The organism is Janthinobacterium silvisoli (assembly GCF_014200725.1).
Lineage (GTDB): Bacteria > Pseudomonadota > Gammaproteobacteria > Burkholderiales > Burkholderiaceae_D > Janthinobacterium.
On the sequence record NZ_JACHCL010000001.1, the window covers coordinates 714,298 to 730,124 of the forward strand.

The 15,827-nt window shown below is 62.1% G+C and carries 12 protein-coding genes and 1 tRNA gene; 4 read left to right on the forward strand and 9 right to left on the reverse strand.

Features of this window, described 5'->3' with window-relative positions:
* Positions 1 to 160: 160 nt before the first annotated feature.
* The 4 genes from HDE75_RS03180 (at position 161) to HDE75_RS03195 (ending at position 3,172) form a co-directional block, all read left to right on the forward strand.
* The gene (locus HDE75_RS03180; RefSeq protein WP_311735059.1) at positions 161 to 1,378 is read left to right on the forward strand and encodes a SpoIIE family protein phosphatase; all 1,218 of its coding nucleotides are present in this window, start codon (positions 161 to 163) and stop codon (positions 1,376 to 1,378) included.
* A gap of 71 nt (positions 1,379 to 1,449) precedes the next feature.
* Positions 1,450 to 2,007, forward strand: coding sequence for a SiaB family protein kinase (locus tag HDE75_RS03185; protein ID WP_183676255.1), 558 nt, complete (start codon positions 1,450 to 1,452; stop codon positions 2,005 to 2,007).
* Positions 2,008 to 2,029: 22 nt separating this feature from the next.
* A complete protein-coding gene (locus HDE75_RS03190) occupies positions 2,030 to 2,428 on the forward strand; it encodes a DUF1987 domain-containing protein (protein ID WP_183676254.1) in 399 nt (132 codons plus the stop codon).
* A 15-nt stretch (positions 2,429 to 2,443) separates the two neighbouring features.
* Positions 2,444 to 3,172 carry a GGDEF domain-containing protein gene (locus tag HDE75_RS03195; RefSeq protein WP_260173642.1) on the forward strand — a complete coding sequence of 243 codons (729 nt, stop codon included), beginning with the start codon at positions 2,444 to 2,446 and terminating at the stop codon, positions 3,170 to 3,172.
* A 3-nt stretch (positions 3,173 to 3,175) separates the two neighbouring features.
* Here the strand turns inward: HDE75_RS03195 and HDE75_RS03200 are convergent, their stop codons facing one another.
* The 9 genes from HDE75_RS03200 to HDE75_RS03240 all read right to left on the reverse strand — a co-directional run bounded on the left by HDE75_RS03200 (position 3,176) and on the right by HDE75_RS03240 (position 15,824).
* Positions 3,176 to 3,898, reverse strand: coding sequence for a substrate-binding periplasmic protein (locus tag HDE75_RS03200; protein ID WP_183676252.1), 723 nt, complete (start codon positions 3,896 to 3,898; stop codon positions 3,176 to 3,178).
* Between the two features lie 203 nt (positions 3,899 to 4,101).
* Positions 4,102 to 4,197: transfer RNA gene (locus HDE75_RS03205), tRNA-Sec, on the reverse strand.
* 12 nt (positions 4,198 to 4,209) lie between these two features.
* Positions 4,210 to 6,165 carry a selenocysteine-specific translation elongation factor gene (gene selB, locus HDE75_RS03210; protein ID WP_183676251.1) on the reverse strand — a complete coding sequence of 652 codons (1,956 nt, stop codon included), beginning with the start codon at positions 6,163 to 6,165 and terminating at the stop codon, positions 4,210 to 4,212.
* A complete protein-coding gene (gene selA, locus HDE75_RS03215; RefSeq protein WP_183676250.1) occupies positions 6,162 to 7,568 on the reverse strand; it encodes an L-seryl-tRNA(Sec) selenium transferase in 1,407 nt (468 codons plus the stop codon). The genes selB and selA overlap by 4 nt, the downstream gene beginning before the upstream one ends.
* A complete protein-coding gene (gene fdhE, locus HDE75_RS03220; RefSeq protein ID WP_183676249.1) occupies positions 7,568 to 8,608 on the reverse strand; it encodes a formate dehydrogenase accessory protein FdhE in 1,041 nt (346 codons plus the stop codon). Before fdhE ends, selA begins: the two co-directional genes overlap by 1 nt.
* 136 nt (positions 8,609 to 8,744) lie before the next feature.
* On the reverse strand, positions 8,745 to 9,428 hold the full coding sequence (locus HDE75_RS03225; protein WP_183676248.1) for a formate dehydrogenase subunit gamma: 684 nt from the start codon (positions 9,426 to 9,428) through the stop codon (positions 8,745 to 8,747).
* Positions 9,418 to 10,341, reverse strand: coding sequence for a formate dehydrogenase subunit beta (gene fdxH, locus HDE75_RS03230; RefSeq protein ID WP_183676247.1), 924 nt, complete (start codon positions 10,339 to 10,341; stop codon positions 9,418 to 9,420). Before fdxH ends, HDE75_RS03225 begins: the two co-directional genes overlap by 11 nt.
* 13 nt (positions 10,342 to 10,354) lie before the next feature.
* On the reverse strand, positions 10,355 to 13,426 hold the full coding sequence (gene fdnG, locus HDE75_RS03235) for a formate dehydrogenase-N subunit alpha (protein ID WP_183676246.1): 3,072 nt from the start codon (positions 13,424 to 13,426) through the stop codon (positions 10,355 to 10,357).
* Positions 13,427 to 13,670: 244 nt separating this feature from the next.
* The gene (locus tag HDE75_RS03240; RefSeq protein ID WP_183676245.1) at positions 13,671 to 15,824 is read right to left on the reverse strand and encodes a TonB-dependent receptor; all 2,154 of its coding nucleotides are present in this window, start codon (positions 15,822 to 15,824) and stop codon (positions 13,671 to 13,673) included.
* Positions 15,825 to 15,827: the final 3 nt, after the last annotated feature.

Here is a 15,827-nt window from a genome sequence, read left to right on the forward strand (position 1 = left end):
GCTTGCCAGACATCCATCTTTCATGCGCTTTTGACACATTCCACAGCGGCTGGTAATCAAGCTGTCATATTCAGCGGCTACCATGGTGATATTGCCTTTTTGCCAGTCGCCTTGCAGTAGCGGCAACAGGGTACCGACCGTTATGTAAAGGTAGCCGCCTGTGGAGTTCAACGCCTCTCGTCTGCATCTTCCCCGTTATCGCTCTTCCGTGGCGGCCGACCTGTGCATCGCCACCGAGTCGGTGCAGGCCGACGCCAGCAATTTCGATGTGCTGGAACTGTTTACGGAACGGCGCGACATGATGAGCCTGCCCGTGACGGAACAGCAGCGCCCGATCGGCTTGATCAGCCGCAATATCTTCATGTCGCAAATGTCCAAGCCCTTTTATCACGAGGTGTATGGCAAGAAGAGCTGCATCGCCTTCATGGACAAGGAACCGCTGATCGTCGATGCGGCCATGAGCATCGAAGACCTCACCTTCCGCGCAGTGGAAGCGGGCGAAAAGGCGCTGGCCGACGGCTTCATCATCACCGAAGATGGCGCGCTGTCCGGGGTGGGTTTTGGGTTACAGCTGATGAACGTGGTGGCCACCATGCAGGCCGAGAAAAACCGCCAGATCATGCACAGCATCGATTACGCCAGCGTGATCCAGCGCGCCCTGCTGCGCACATCAAGTGCCGAACTGTCCGCCACCCTGCCCGATGCGCACCTGGAATGGCAGCCGCGCGACGTGGTCGGCGGCGACTTTTATTTTTTCGAACGCCATGCAGGCGGCTGGTTCGCCGCCATCGCCGACTGCACCGGCCACGGCGTGCCCGGCGCCTTCATGACCCTGATCGCTTCGTCCGCCTTGAGCCAGGCCTTGCGCGAACTGGGGCCGCATGATCCGGCCGCCCTGATCGGCGCCGTCAGCCGCGCCATCAAGACCCTGCTGGGCCAGGATGGCAGCGCCACCGGTTCGAACGACGGCATGGACTGCGCCTTTTTATGCTACGACACCGCCAGCGCCAGCCTGCGTTTCGCGGGGGCGAAACTGGCGCTGTACCAGCTGGCGCCTGGCGACGATGCCGTGCGCGCCATCGATGGCGCGCGCATGGGCGTCGGTTATGTCGACACGCCGGCCGGCTATTGCTGGCATAACGAAACACTCGAAACACCGCAAGGCAGCCTGCTGTTCATCACCACCGATGGCTTGCTCGACCAGATCGGCGGCAGCCGCGATATCGCCTATGGCAAGCGGCGCATGCGCGAACAATTGCTGGCCCGCCGCGATGCCCCGGCCCGCGAGGTGGCGGCTGCGCTGCTGCACGATATCGCCGCCTGGCAGGGCGCGCAGCCACGCCGCGACGACCTGACCTTTTTCTGCTTTCGCCTTTAACTCGCCTGTAGCCCGCCTTCAGGCCTTCCATCCACATCACGCCGGGGTACCGGCCAGCCAGGAGCACTGTCGTGCTGTACGAAGAATTCAACGAGTTTTGGGATGTGGCGCGCAAGCGCAATATCATCTTTTTTTACGTGGGCTACTTTTCGCAGCACGTGGTCAGCGCGATTTCCGAAACCATCAAGGCGCGCCTCGATACGGCCGGTGCGGCCGGTCCCACGCGGCGGCGCATTTTTTCCTCGTTCATCGAAATGTCGCAAAACATCATGCACTACTCGTCGGACAGCCTGACGCCCGATGCGCAGCTGGACCAGCAGATGCGGCGTGGCTCGTTTTGCATCGGCACCCGCGGCGACAGCTTTTTCCTGTTGTGCGCCAATCCCGTTTCGACCGATAACGTGGCGAAAATCCGCACCCGCCTCGAACCGCTGCACACCATGACCATGGAAGATATCCGCCTGGCCTACAAGCGCGCCCTGCGTGAAGATACGCCCACCGACAGCAAGGGCGCCGGCCTGGGCTTTCTGACCATGGCGCGCGACGCCAGCGAACCGCTGGAATTCGAATTTGCCCAGGACGCGCAGGAACCGGGCAGCACCATCTTCTGCATCAAAGCCATCATTTGAAAGAGCCGACTCAGGAAAGCATATGCAATTACCGTCACCACTGTTCATCACCGCGACCCCGAGTTCGCCCGAAATCGATTTCCGCTTCGAGCAGCACACCCTGTCGATCAAGGGCGAGTCCTATCCGGAAAACGCAGCCGCTTTCTATGGCCCGCTGATCGCCGCCGTGCGCAGCTACCTGGAAGGCTGCCGCGAGGCGGAAATCAGCGTCAATGTCTCGCTGGCCTATTTCAACAGCTCCAGCACCAAGATGCTGTTCACCCTGTTCGATATCCTGAACCAGGCGGCCATCGACGGCAACCACGTGCGCCTGAACTGGTACCACGACGAAGACGACGACACCATCCTGGAGTTTGGCCAGGAACTGCAGCTCGACTTCACGGCGCTCGATTTCTGCGACCATCCCGTGCGCGGCAACTAAGGCATGGGAACAGCGATGTCCGAGTCCAGCCTGGAACCCGATCTGTTTACCGTAGAAGCGGCGGCGCTGGCGGCCGCCCGCAGCATGCACGCCGATCTGAGCGCGCCCGGCGCGGAGCAGCGGCGCGTGCTTGGCGAGCTGATCGTTCATTACGAGCGCCTGATGCGTGAAACGCGCCGGCTGATACGCCGCAGCGACCGCGCCGAGCGCGACATGAATCAGCTGAACCGGCAATTGCAGGAGCTGGCCAGCCAGCTGGAATACCGCGCCACGCACGACCCGCTGACGGGCGCCCTGAACCGCGGCGCCGTGATCGAACACGCGCAAAGCCGCCTGGCCTTGGGCGACATGGCCCTGATCGTGCTCGATATCGACCTATTCAAGCAGGTCAACGACGACTTTGGCCATCCAGCGGGCGATGGCGTGATACAGGCCGTGGTCGATTGCCTGAAACGCCTGCTGGGCGATGAAACGGCCATCGGCCGGGTCGGTGGAGAAGAATTTTCCGTGGTCTGGCCCACCACCTCGCGCGACGACGCCGTCAAGGTGGCGCAACAGATTTGCGACACTATCGGCCGTCACCACCATGCGCCCCCCATCTCGCGCGCCATCACGGCCAGCGTGGGCCTGAGCTGGAACCGCGCCGGCACCGCATTCGAGACAGCCTACAGCCACGCCGACCAAGCCTTGTATCAAGCCAAGCGCGAAGGACGCAATTGCGTTCGCCTGTGGCAGGAAAATTGATCTTCAGTAGGAACTATCGTGGCGCGCCATGCTGCCATCGCGGCGCATGGCTTGCACGGCGCGCTGCATGGCAGCAAGCTGCGCTTCGGGCACGCGCTTGTTACAGGCCAGATAAGTCTGCACCCGCTTGAATGTCAGCAGCGGCACCACCCGCGCATCCCAATCCTTGCCGGTGAACGGATTGCTGCCGACCGCCTTGCCGACCGCCCACAGGTCGATACGGCCCAACAGCAGCTTTTGCGGATTGATCCAGTCCTGCGTTACGGGCGCCACATTGAAACCGCGCTGGCGCAGATACTCTTCGCGCGCATCGCCCAATACCGTGCCTATGATCAAACCGCGCGCATCATCGAGCGTGCGCAGCGCCAGGCGCCGGCCCGCCAGTCCGTACAAAACCCATTCGGCTTCGTTGAGGGGGCCTATCCAGCGGAACAGCGCTTCGCGGTCCGGCGTGCGCGTGGTGGAAAACACGCAGGTGTCGGCATCGCGCAGCGCCTGCGCATACGCGCGTTTCCATGGCAGCAGCACCATGCTGTAGCCTATGCCGGTACGCGCCATGATATCGCGCACCTTGGCCGTTTCGCGGCCCACGATCTGGTCGCCGTCCATCATGCTCGATGGCGCCAGATGCTGTTCGCCGACGATGCGCAGCCCGGCGGCCGCTCCGGCATTCGCCGCCAGCAGCAGCGCCGCTACCAGCAGCCATGCCCTTCGTCCCTGCTTCATGCTCGCCTTCTTGTGCCTGTCTTATTATCGTGCCAGACCGCCAGACACCGCGCCCAGCCTGCTTCTGCCACCGGTTCGATGTTAGCATCCGATTCAGTTTTTCCGTTAGGAAATGTTGCTTGTAAGGTCATTATTTGATCGCGACGTGGCGGCAAGCCAACGCTGCAGGCGATCAGGGGGAAGAGCGGGAAGAAAGAAGGACTTGGCGGAAAACAGTAGGAGTCGAACCTACGGGAGAACGTCTGACGCCCTCCACCGGGTTTGAAGCCCGGCCACATCACCGGATGAGTGTGCTTTCCGTAGTGCCTGAGCTAGATATTGATGGGACTGCTGCTATACGACCACTGCGCATGCGGCCGCAATAAATGCCCATTACCAACACGGCGAGTATAACCGACACGGTCAAAAAACTCCAAAACCTGTATCGCCCGCTTGCGCCCCAGGCCGCTGGCGTCGCGGAACACGGCCGCGCCGACGGCGCCGGAACCCGTTTCCAGCCCCGCATCCACTGCCGCTTTTTCAGCCAGCTCGCGCGCCAGCTGGGCCAGTTCGGCCAGCGCCGCCGGATGATAAAACAGGTCGTGCACCACCTGGCTGATCTGGCCCGCCTTGGCAAGTTTACGCAGCAAACGCCGCGCTTCGTCTTCAGCAAGGCTGAATTCACGCGCCAGGTCGCGCGTCCATGGCGGGTCGAAACGGCCGCGCGCCAGCGCCGCCAGCATCGGCTCAGCCACCTGCTGTTCCTGCGCCGTCAAGGCCACGCTATGACCGGGCAAATGCAGGCTGGCGCCCAGCGATTGCACCTCGCCGCCGGCCAGCAATTCATCGACCAGGCCAGTCCACAGCGCGTCTTCCATCTCGGTGTCGACGATGCGTTTCAAACGCCACAGTTCCGGCCCTGCTTCGTCGGGCGCGCGCGCATGGAAATTCTCCAGCGCCAGCAGCACGCGCTGGCGCAGCGCATCCCAGGCGGCAGGCGCCAGCAGCAAGGCGTCGCCACCGCGCAAGGCGATGCGCCGCGTATCGTCCGGCAGTGCGATGGCGGCCGCTGGCAGCAGCGACAGGCGCACCAGCAGCGATACGCGCAAACCCAAGGGACTTTGCGCCAGCAAGGCCGCGTAATCGCCCTGCGCGATAAACGCAGCCAAAGCATCGAGCCAGGCCAGGCGCGCTGGACTGCGCCGCTTGCGCGCCGGGCCGAACGGGTCGAGCACCAGGCCGCCGCCCACCGTTTGCGTCGCTTGTCCATTGCGCACCACGAACCGGTCGCCGGGCACCGCATGCATGGGCGCCTCGAATACCAGTTGCACCCTGCCCGTTTCCCCTGGCGACAGGCTGTCGCCATCGAGTGGCACGGCGCGCGCCAGTTGGTGCGCCGCGCCCAGGTGAACATGCAGCGGCGACCAGGCTTTCAATTGGAGGCCAGCGTCGGGCAGCAGGGTCAGTTCCACATCGATGCGTTCCGAACACTGGGCCAGCTCGGGCGCAACGATCCAGTTGCCCCGTTCGATGCGTTCGCGGGCGATGCCGGCCAGGTTCAGCGCCAGGCGCTGGCCCGCCAGGCCAGTTTCAGTAGCGCGGTTTTGTGCATGGATGCTGCGCACCCGCGCCTGCGCGCCGCCCGGCACCAGCTGCAGCGTGTCGCCTGTTTGCGCGCGTCCCGCCAGCGCCGTGCCCGTGATAATGGTGCCCTGTCCCGACAAGGTGAACAACCGGTCCACGCCCAGGCGGAACAGGCGCCGTTCATCGCGCTGCGGCAGGCTGCGCGACACTTGCGTCAAATGCACCAGCAAGGCGGCCACGCCAGGGTCGCCATCCATGCTGGCGGCGGTCGGAAAAATCGGGCTGCCGGCCAGCGGCGTGCCATCGAGCAGCGCTTCGATATCGGCTTCCACCTGGGCCACGCGGGCGCCATCGGCGCGGTCGATCTTGGTCAATGCCACGGCGCCCCGCGTCACGCCCAGCAGCTGCAAAATCGCCAGGTGCTCCTGCGTCTGCGGCATGATGCCGTCATCGGCCGCCACCACCAGCAGGGCGAAATCGATGCCGGTCACGCCGGACGCCATGGTGCGGATGAATTTTTCGTGGCCGGGCACGTCGATCACGCCCAGCACCGTGCCGTCTGGCAGCGGCAGATAGGCGTAACCGAGTTCGATCGAAATGCCGCGTACCTGCTCTTCCTTCAAGCGGTCCGTATGCACGCCCGTCAGCGCGCGCGTGAGCGTGGTCTTGCCATGGTCGATATGGCCTGCGGTGCCGACGATCATGGATGCAGCTGCCCGAGCTGCTGCACGAAAGCGGGCATATGCGCTTCTTCCAGGCAGCGCAAATCGAGCCATAAGGTATCTTGCCCGATGCGGCCGATCACCGGTTGCGGCAAGCCCCGCAAGCGCTGCTCCAGCACGCCGAGCGCATTGCTCAGGCGCGAGCTGGGAGCACTGCGGATGGCCAGGCCACAGCTTGGGAGCTGATCGACGGGCAAGGCGCCGCTGCCGATCTGGCTCAGCATGGATTCCACTTTGATCACATACTTATCGCCCAGCGCCTGCTGCAGCAGCGGCGCGATTTCCTCTGCCTGGCTGCGCATGGCGGCGGCGGGACGCGTCAGCAAACGCAAGGTCGTCAGGCGTTCGGTCAGCAAATCCGGCGCGCGGTACAGCTGCAACACCGGCTCCAGCGCGGCCAGGGTCAGCTTGCCGACTCTTAATGCGCGCTTTAATGGATTGCGTTTGATCTTCGCGATCAGGTCGGCGCGGCCGACGATTACGCCGCACTGCGGGCCGCCCAGCAGCTTGTCGCCGCTGAAGGTCACCAGGTCGGCGCCCGCCTCGATCGTTTCACGCACCGTGGTTTCATGCGGCAAGCCATATTGCGCCAGATCGACCAGGGTGCCGCTGCCCAGGTCCACGGCGGTAGGAATCGCATGCTGCGCGGCCAACGGCACTAGCGCATCGAGTTCCACGCTCTTGGTGAAACCGGTAATCGCGTAATTGCTGCAATGGACCTTCATCAGCAAGGCAGTTTTTTCATTGATACCGTTGGCGTAATCGGCCAGGTGTGTGCGGTTGGTGCTGCCCACTTCGCGCAGCACGGCGCCGGCGCGCGTCATCACGTCGGGGATGCGGAAGGCGCCGCCGATTTCCACCAGCTCGCCGCGCGAGACGATCACCTCTTTACCCTGCGCCAGGGTATTTAACATCAGCAGCACGGCGGCCGCGTTGTTGTTGACGACGGTGGCCGCTTCGGCGCCCGTCAATTCGCGCAGCAATTCCTCGACCAGGTCGTCGCGGTCACCGCGTTTGCCCGTTTCCAGATCAAATTCCAGATTCATCGGCCATTGCAGCGCTTCGACCACCGCCTGCACGGCGCTATCCGGCAACAGCGCGCGGCCCAGGTTCGTATGCAGCACCGTGCCTGTCAAATTAAACACGGGCTTCAGGTGCGAGCGCGACTGCTCGCGCAGCCGCACGCCTGTCTGGGCCACGATGGTTTCCAAGGTGGCCGCCTCTTCCAGCGCGGCGCCCGCCAGCATCGCTGCCCGCAGTTCGGCCAGCAGCGCCCGCGCGCACGCCAGGGTTTGCACGCGACCGTATTCGGCGATCAAGGCCAGACAAGCTGCATGACCAAGGATGCGGTCGACCGAGGGCAGGTGCACGGTTTGTTCGCTCATTACTGTGCGCCCCCTTTGCCCAGCCACAGCAGCGGATTGCCGCTGGCGCGCTGGTAGCCGGCTTCGCCCACCAACAGATCGAGCATCAGGCTGGCCAGATCGTCGGCCACCGGTTCGACCTGGTAATCGTGTTCCTGGTTGAAGACCTTGCGGTAGGTGTGGCAATCGTCGCAGGTTTCCGCGCGCGCCACTTTTTTCGGATCGTTGGCCTTGTTGGGCAATTTGTCGTCCTTGGCCGTCACCGGGTCGAACGGCGCCGCATCGGCTGCGTCCAATCCCTGATAAGCGATCTTGCCATTCTGTTCGCAAGTCGAGCACTTGACGCGCACCATATGCCATTCGCTTTCGCAGATGCCGCAATGCAGGTAACGATAACCTTGCGCCTGGCCGCCGATGCGGATCACGCTGGCGACAGGATGCGAACCGCAGACCGGGCACAAGGTACCCGTTTCCAGGTCGGGCACGCGGGTGGCGCGCAACTGGCTGGCCGAGACCGACCACAGGATTTGCAGGGCGGCCGCGACAAACGGCGCATGCATGGGATTGAGGTTGTCGCCATTTTCATCGAGCACGGCGTCGGCGCAGGCTTCCAGCGCTTCGCCATCGAGTGCGCGCAGCTGCGCCAGCACTTGCGTCAAGCCACCAGCCAGCGCGGGCTGGCGTGCGGCCGTGGCCGCCAGTTCATCGAGCAAACTATTAAAAATCGTGCGCCAGACAGGTGGGCGCGCACCGCTGACAGGCAGCACCGGCATGCGATGCTGTATCGCGCGGCCCAGCACTTCGGCGTCCGCCACGGGAACGGCATTCGGCGCCAGGCCCGCTACCACGGCTGCCTGCGCATCGGCCAGCGCAGCCATCAGCAGCAGATAACCCTGCATGCCCGCATCGACGGGGATGCCCTTGATATTGCCTTGCGCCAATTCACGCAAGCGCACAGCGCGCGCCGTAAACAGGCTACTTGGCTGCGGCAGCAGCAGGCGCGGAATCGCGTTGTGGTCCAGGCCTTCGATTTCGCCTGGCTGGAGTATGCGTTGTACCACGGAAGTTTTCCCATCAAAAAAGGGCTGTAAAAGTATTTTAGTCGATAACGTTCTATCTAGACGCAACGTAAAACCGGGGTCAGACCCGACGGGTCTGACCCCAGCTCTTGCAGTTGGGCTCAGCAGCAAAGAACCATCAGTCCTTTGAATGCCTCACCACATCCTCAAACCACCGCGGATGATGCTTGCGCGCCCAGCCGTAGGTGACGGTGCCGCGCACCATGGCGCCGATCGAGCCCTTGACCCACAAGGCCGCATAGATATGCACGATGATGGCGCAGATGATGCCAAACGCGCACACGGCGTGCAGCACGGCGGCCGCGCGCACGACGTCGATCGGGAAATAGAACGCGAAATAGGCGCGCCAGATCACGATGCCCGAGACCAGCAAGCCCAGCATGCACAGCAACAGTGTGTAGAACAGCAGCTTCTGGCCGGCATTGTATTTGCCGATCTTGGGCAGCTTTTCTTCCCGGTTGTTGAGCACGTCGTCCATCTGTTTCAGCCATTGCTTGTCGCCCTCTTCGAACTTATTGTGGTGCCAGAAGCGCACCACCAGGATCGCGAACGAGACAAACATCACCAGGCCGGCGAACGGGTGCAAAATGCGCGTCCATTGGCCGCCGCCGAACAGATTGGCCAGCCACGCCATCGACGGATGGAACATGGACAGGCCGGACAAGGCCAGCATCACAAACGTAATGGCGGTCACCCAGTGATTCGAACGCTCGTTGGGGTTGTAGCGTTGAATCAAAGGATTACCATCCTTGTCGCGCAGCTTGCCGTCATGGCGCTCACTATGGGTGTCATTATGGCTCATGATGCTCCTCCTCCCGGATGCGCTGGGCCTCTTCCAAGGCTTCGTGTTCCTCATCCTTGCTCACTTCGTTCGGACCGACACGCGTGTAATGGAACAGGCCAGCCAGGGCCGTGACGGCCATGCCGGCCACCGCGAGCGGCTTGGACCAGCCCTTCCAGAAGCCCACCATCGGGCTGATGCGCGGGCGTTCCGGCAGGTTCGAATACAGCTTCGGCTTGTCCGCATGGTGCAGCACGTACATCACGTGCGTGCCGCCCACGCCCAGCGGATCGTACAGGCCCGCGTTCTCGAAGCCGCGCGACTTCAGGTCTTCGATGCGCTCTTCCGCATGCACCTTCATGTCCTCCTTGGTGCCGAAGACGATGGCGCCCGTCGGGCAGGTTTTCACGCAGGCCGGCTCCTGGCCCACGGCAACGCGGTCCGAACAGAGCGTGCACTTGTAGGCGCGGTCATCCTTTTTCGAAATGCGGGGCACGTCGAAAGGACAACCGGCCACGCAGTAGCCGCAACCGATGCAGTTTTCCTGGTGGAAATCCACGATGCCATTCGTGTATTGCACGATGGCGCCCGGCGAAGGGCAGGCCTTCAGACAGCCCGGATCGTCGCAGTGCATGCAGCCATCCTTGCGGATCAGCCACTCGAGATTGCCTGCCTCGTTTTCGTGTTCGGCAAAACGCATCACCGTCCACGATTGCGGCGTCAGGTCGGTCGGGTTGTCATAGGTGCCGTGGTTTTCGCCCACTTCATCACGCAGGTCGTTCCACTCCATGCACGCCGTCTGGCATGCCTTGCAACCGATGCATTTCGACACATCGATCAGCTTGGCAACGGTGCCGGTGACGGGACTGCGCGCCTGCGGCGGCGTTACCGTGGTGGCGGACAAGCGCCGGATATCTAAGGATTGCAAAGACATTATCGATCTCCCATCATGCTTTTTCCACCTTCACGAGGAAGGACTTGAATTCCGGCGTTTGCGAATTCGCATCCCCCACGCCCGGCGTCAGGGTATTAATCAGATACCCCGGCTTGGCCACACCCGTAAAGCCCCAGTGCAGCGGCAGGCCCACGGTATGCACCGGCTTGCCTTCGATGATCAAAGCCTTGATGCGCTTGGTCACTACCGCCTTGGCGATGATATGGCCCCGCTTGGAGCTGACCCTCACCTCGCCACCCGCCACCACGCCGATGCTCTTGGCCAGCTCTTCGCCAATTTCAACGAATTGCTGCGGCTGGATGATGGAGTTCAGCTTGGCATGCTTGGTCCAGAAGTGGAAATGCTCGGTCAGACGATAGCTGGTCGCCACATGCGGATATTCCTCATGCGTGCCGAACATCTTGCGGTCATCGTCGAACACGCGGGCGCCCGGATTGCTGGTCGCGCGCGGGTTTTTCGGATGCATGGGGTTGTAGCCCAATGGGTTTTCGAACGGCTCGTAATGCTCGGGGAATGGCCCTTCAGCCATCGCTCCGCGCGCAAAGAAACGCGCCACACCTTCGCCCAGCATGATGAACGGACCCATGCCGTTTTCCGGCGGTTCGTCGACCTTGAAGTCGGGCACGTCGGCGCCGGTCCAGTTGGTGCCATTCCAGGCGATCAACTTGCGGGTCGGATCGAAAGGCTTGCCCTTCAAGTCGCACGAGGCGCGGTTGTACAGCACGCGGCGGTTGGCCGGCCATGCCCAGGCCCAGCCCAGGGTCTGGCCGATGCCCGTCGGGTCGCTATTGTCGCGGCGTCCCATCTGGTTGCCCGCCTGCGTCCAGCAGCCGGCGAAGATCCAGCAACCGCTGGTGGTCGTGCCATCGTCGCGCAATTGCGCAAACGAGGCCAGCTGTTCACCTTTTTTCACCAGCAGCTTGGTGGCGTCCTTCGGATCGTACAGGTCGACCAGCGCCTTGCCGTTGAATTCCCGTGCCAATTCCTCCGGTTGCGGGCTATGCGGCTGCGCATAGTTCCACGTCAGGTTGACGATAGGGTCAGGGAACTTGCCGCCCTCTTTCTGGTACAGGGTGCGCATGCGCAGGAACAGGCCCGACATGATCTCAAGGTCGCTGCGCGCCTGGCCCGGCGGTTCCGACGCTTGCCAATGCCATTGCAAGACACGCGAAGAACTCACCAGCGAACCGCGCTCTTCGGCGAAGCAGCTGGTCGGCAGGCGGAACACTTCCGTCATGATCTTGCTCGGATCGACTTCGTGGTACTGCCCGTGCGGTTTCCAGAATTCGCCCGTTTCCACCGCCAGCGGGTCCATCACCACCAGGAACTTCAGCTTGGACAGCGCTTCCGTGACCTTTTGCTTGTTCGGCGCGGACGCGATGACGTTGAAGCCCTGGCAGATATAGCCGGTCATCTTGCCTTGGTGCATCAGCTCGATGGCTTGCATCAAGTCGTACGGCTTGTCGAGCTTGGGCAGGTAGTCGTAGGCGAAATTATTGTCCGCGGTGGCGAAATCGCCCCACCACGTCTTCATGAAGCTGACGTGGAACTTGCGGTAATTACTCCAGTAGCTGAGCTGATTAGGGCGCAGCGGCTTGGTGGCGCGCGCGGCGATAAAGGCGTCGAAATCCTGTTCACCCTCGTTCGGCAGGGTCATATAACCCGGCAACAAGTTAGACATCAGGCCCAGGTCGGTCAGACCCTGGATATTCGAGTGGCCGCGCAAGGCGTTCATGCCGCCGCCGGCGATGCCCATATTGCCCAGCAACAGTTGCACCATGGCGCCCGTGCGGATGGTTTGTGCGCCCGTCGAGTGGTGCGTCCAGCCCAGTGCGTACAGGATGGTGCCGGCGCGTCCAGGCACGGCGGTCGAAGCGAGCGCCTCCGCCACCTTGTGGAACTTGTCCGCCGACACGCCGCATGTGCGCTCGACCATCTCGGTCGTGTAGCGCGCATAGTGCTTCTTCATCATCTGGTAGACGCAGCGCGGGTGCTCCAGGGTCGGGTCGACCTTGGCATAACCGTCGGCGCCGATTTCGTAATCCCAGGTGGCCTTGTCGGTGTACTTGCCTTTTTCCTTGTCGAAACCAGAGAACAGGCCGTCTTCGAACGCATAGTCTTCGCGCACGATGAAAGGCATGTCCGTGTAGTTGCGCACGTACTCATGCTGGATCTTGTCGTTCGTCAGCAGATAATTGATGATCGCGCCGAGGAAGACGATGTCCGTGCCGGTACGCGTGGCGCAGTAGTAGTCTGCCACGGATGCGGTACGGGTAAAACGCGGATCGACAACGATCAGCTTGGCCTTGTTATGCGCCTTCGCTTCCGTTACCCATTTGAATCCGCAAGGATGTGCTTCTGCTGCATTGCCGCCCATGACCAAAATCACATCGGCATTCTTGATATCGACCCAATGATTCGTCATCGCGCCACGGCCAAACGTCGGGGCAAGACCTGCCACCGTCGGTCCGTGTCATACACGCGCCTGATTATCAAAGGTCAGCATCCCCATGCTGCGCACTGTCTTGTGGGTCAGGTAACCGACCTCGTTGCTGCCGGCGGACGCGGCCAGCATGCCGGTGGAGAGCCAGCGGTTGACGGTCTTGCCGTCGGCATTCTTTTCGATCAGGTTGGCGTCCCGGTCATCCTTCATCAGGCGCGCGATCTTGTCGAGCGCCACGTCCCAGGAGATCGGTTGCCATTCCGTGCCGCCCGGTGCGCGGTATTCCGGCACTTTGAGACGGTTAGGACTGTGGATGAAGTCGATCAAGCTGGCGCCTTTCGGGCACAGCGTGCCGCGATTGACGGGGTGATCGGCATCGCCTTCCACGTGGATGATGCTGGAAACGGCGTTTTTCGCGCCATCGCCCAGTCCATACAGCAGGACGCCACATCCTACCGAACAGTAAGGACAGGTATTGCGTGTCTCGGTGGTGCGAGACAGCTTGTATTGCCGTACTTCCGCCAGCGCCTGGCCCGGTGCAAAACCGAGCATGGCGAGGCTGGAACCAGCAATGGTTGCGCCAGTGACCCTGAGGAACTGGCGCCTGGACATCTGAACCATATCAGGCCTCCATCATGTGAATAAGTAAAAAATCCTACGGCGCCAGGCAGGCGTTATTAAAAAAAGGAATAACGATGCACTTGTGCCATATCAACGTATTTTACTCCTCAACCACATCCAAAGCCGAATTCGCCTGACATTATTGCAATTAGTCAATGTTTATTTAATTTTATCGGACATAAAAAAGCCCGGCTCCTTGCGGATACCGGGCCCAGCTTTTGCCTCCACACTGCAGGCTCACTCTTTACATGCTGTAGCGCACCGTCAACGCCACGCTGCGCGGCGCACCTGGCAAGCTCAGGTTCGGGCTGCTGCCGTGGCCGGAAACGATGTAGCGCGTATCGGTGATGTTGTTCACGTTCAGTTGCACTTCATACTTGCCAGTGCGGTAAGCAGCCATCACGTCGGCCGTCATATAGCCAGGCAAAATCACCGTATTGCCCGGATTGGCGAAGCGGCTGCCGACGGCATTGGCGCCGCCACCCACCGTGAAGCCGGAACCGAGGTCTTTGGTCAGCCATAGGTTGCCGCTGTTGCGGGCCGTCAAGGTGGCACGCTTGCCCTTGAATGGCACCGAACTGGCAATCGTCGTGCCAGGCAGATTGACGCTCTTGTCGACGGCAATCGAATCGGTGATCACGGCATCGAGGTAGGCATAGCCTGCCGTCATCTTCCAGCCACCGCTCAAGTCAGCATTAAACGTCAGTTCCAGGCCATCGGTACGCTGCTTGCCGACCGGCACGATCAAGTTGGTCAGCGGATCGGTGGTCTTGATATTGTCGCGCTCCAGACGGAATACCGACACGGTAGCGTTGGCGCGGCCGCCCCACAAATCATACTTGGCGCCCACTTCCGTGTTGCGCGTGGTTTCCGGCGCCAGGTCGGCATTGTTGGCGGCCAGCGCCAGGGTTTCGCCACTAGGCTGGAACGAGCGGCTCCACGACGCGTAGTACGACTGGGTGGCGCCCGGCTGCCAGACCAGGCCGGCACGGGGGCTGAGGGCCGAATCGGTGCGCGACAGGTCGGCGGTGGTCACGCCAGCAGCATTGGCCAGGCGCGACTGCTGCTTGAAGCTGTCGTAGCGCAAGCCGGCCAGCGCCTTCCACTCTGCATTGAGGGTGATCGCATCCTGCACATAGCCAGCCGCCGTATCGTAGACGCCAAAGGTATCGCTGCGCGGACCCAGCGCCGTGCGGTCGACTTGCGGCAAGACGGGATTGAAGATCGACACATTGGTCGCCACCGTGGTCGCTGCCCAGCTGTTGGCGTTCTTGTTCTGCTTGCCGAACTCCACGCCATACAGCACTTCGTGGGCCACGTCGCCGGTGACCAGCTTTTGCGTCAGTTCGGTCTGGTTGAACCAGCCGTGTTCGTCACGGTTGAGCTTGGCGTGGCCCAGGTTCATCAGACCTTTGACTTCATTGACGTTGCCCGAAATATTCGTGTTGTTGCGGTCCAGGTGATAGTCGTAGTAGCGGAAGGCATTGCGCAGCGACAAGGTATCGCTGAACCTGTGCGTCAGCGTGGCGGCCGTGGATACCACGCGCGATTGGCTGAAGTCCGCATCGCGCGCATTGGCCGCGCCGTAATACGCACCCGGATCGACGTCCACCGGACGGCCCTGGTAAGAAGGAATGCCGAAGTCCGTCAGGCGGCGGTCTTCCAGGTAATCGGCTTGCAACAACAATTTCGTATCGCTGGAAAAACGCACCAGGGCCGATGGCGCCAGCGCCGTGCGGTTCAGGAACTGCTGGTTACGGTAGCTGTCGGACAATTCGCGCGCGCCTGTCAAACGCCAGTCCACGCTTTCACCGGTGCGGCCCACATCGATTTCGCCACGGCGCCCCGCCGTATTGGTCAGGCTCAAGGCCACGTCGGTGATATCGATGCCAGGCTTCTTAGTGATGCGGTTAACCAGCCCACCCGAGGAACCACGGCCATACAGCACGGCAGCCGGGCCCTTGATCACTTCCAGGCGCTCCACGTTCGACAGATCGCGAAAATACAGGGCGTCGTCGCGGAAACCGTCGACAAACTGGTCGCCGATGGCCGTAAAGCCGCGAATGAAGACCTGGTCGCGCTGGCCGTCGCCGGTGGACAAGCCCACGCCGGGAATATTCTTCATCACGTCCTGGATCGACAGCGCGTGCTGGTCGCGGATGATGGCGGCTGGCACCACGTTGATCGATTGCGGCACGTCGCGCAAGGCCATCTCTGTCTTGGTGCCGCTGCTCGAGGTAGGCGCTACGTAGCCATCCTTGTCCTTGGTGGCCGTGACAGTCACGGCGGGCAAGCTGTCTTGCGCAGAGGCGAAACCAGGCAAGACGGCAGAAAAGGACAAGGCGCCTAATACGGCGAGGGAAATGAGGGAGAGTGCAGGCTTGTGGCGCGACGGCATACC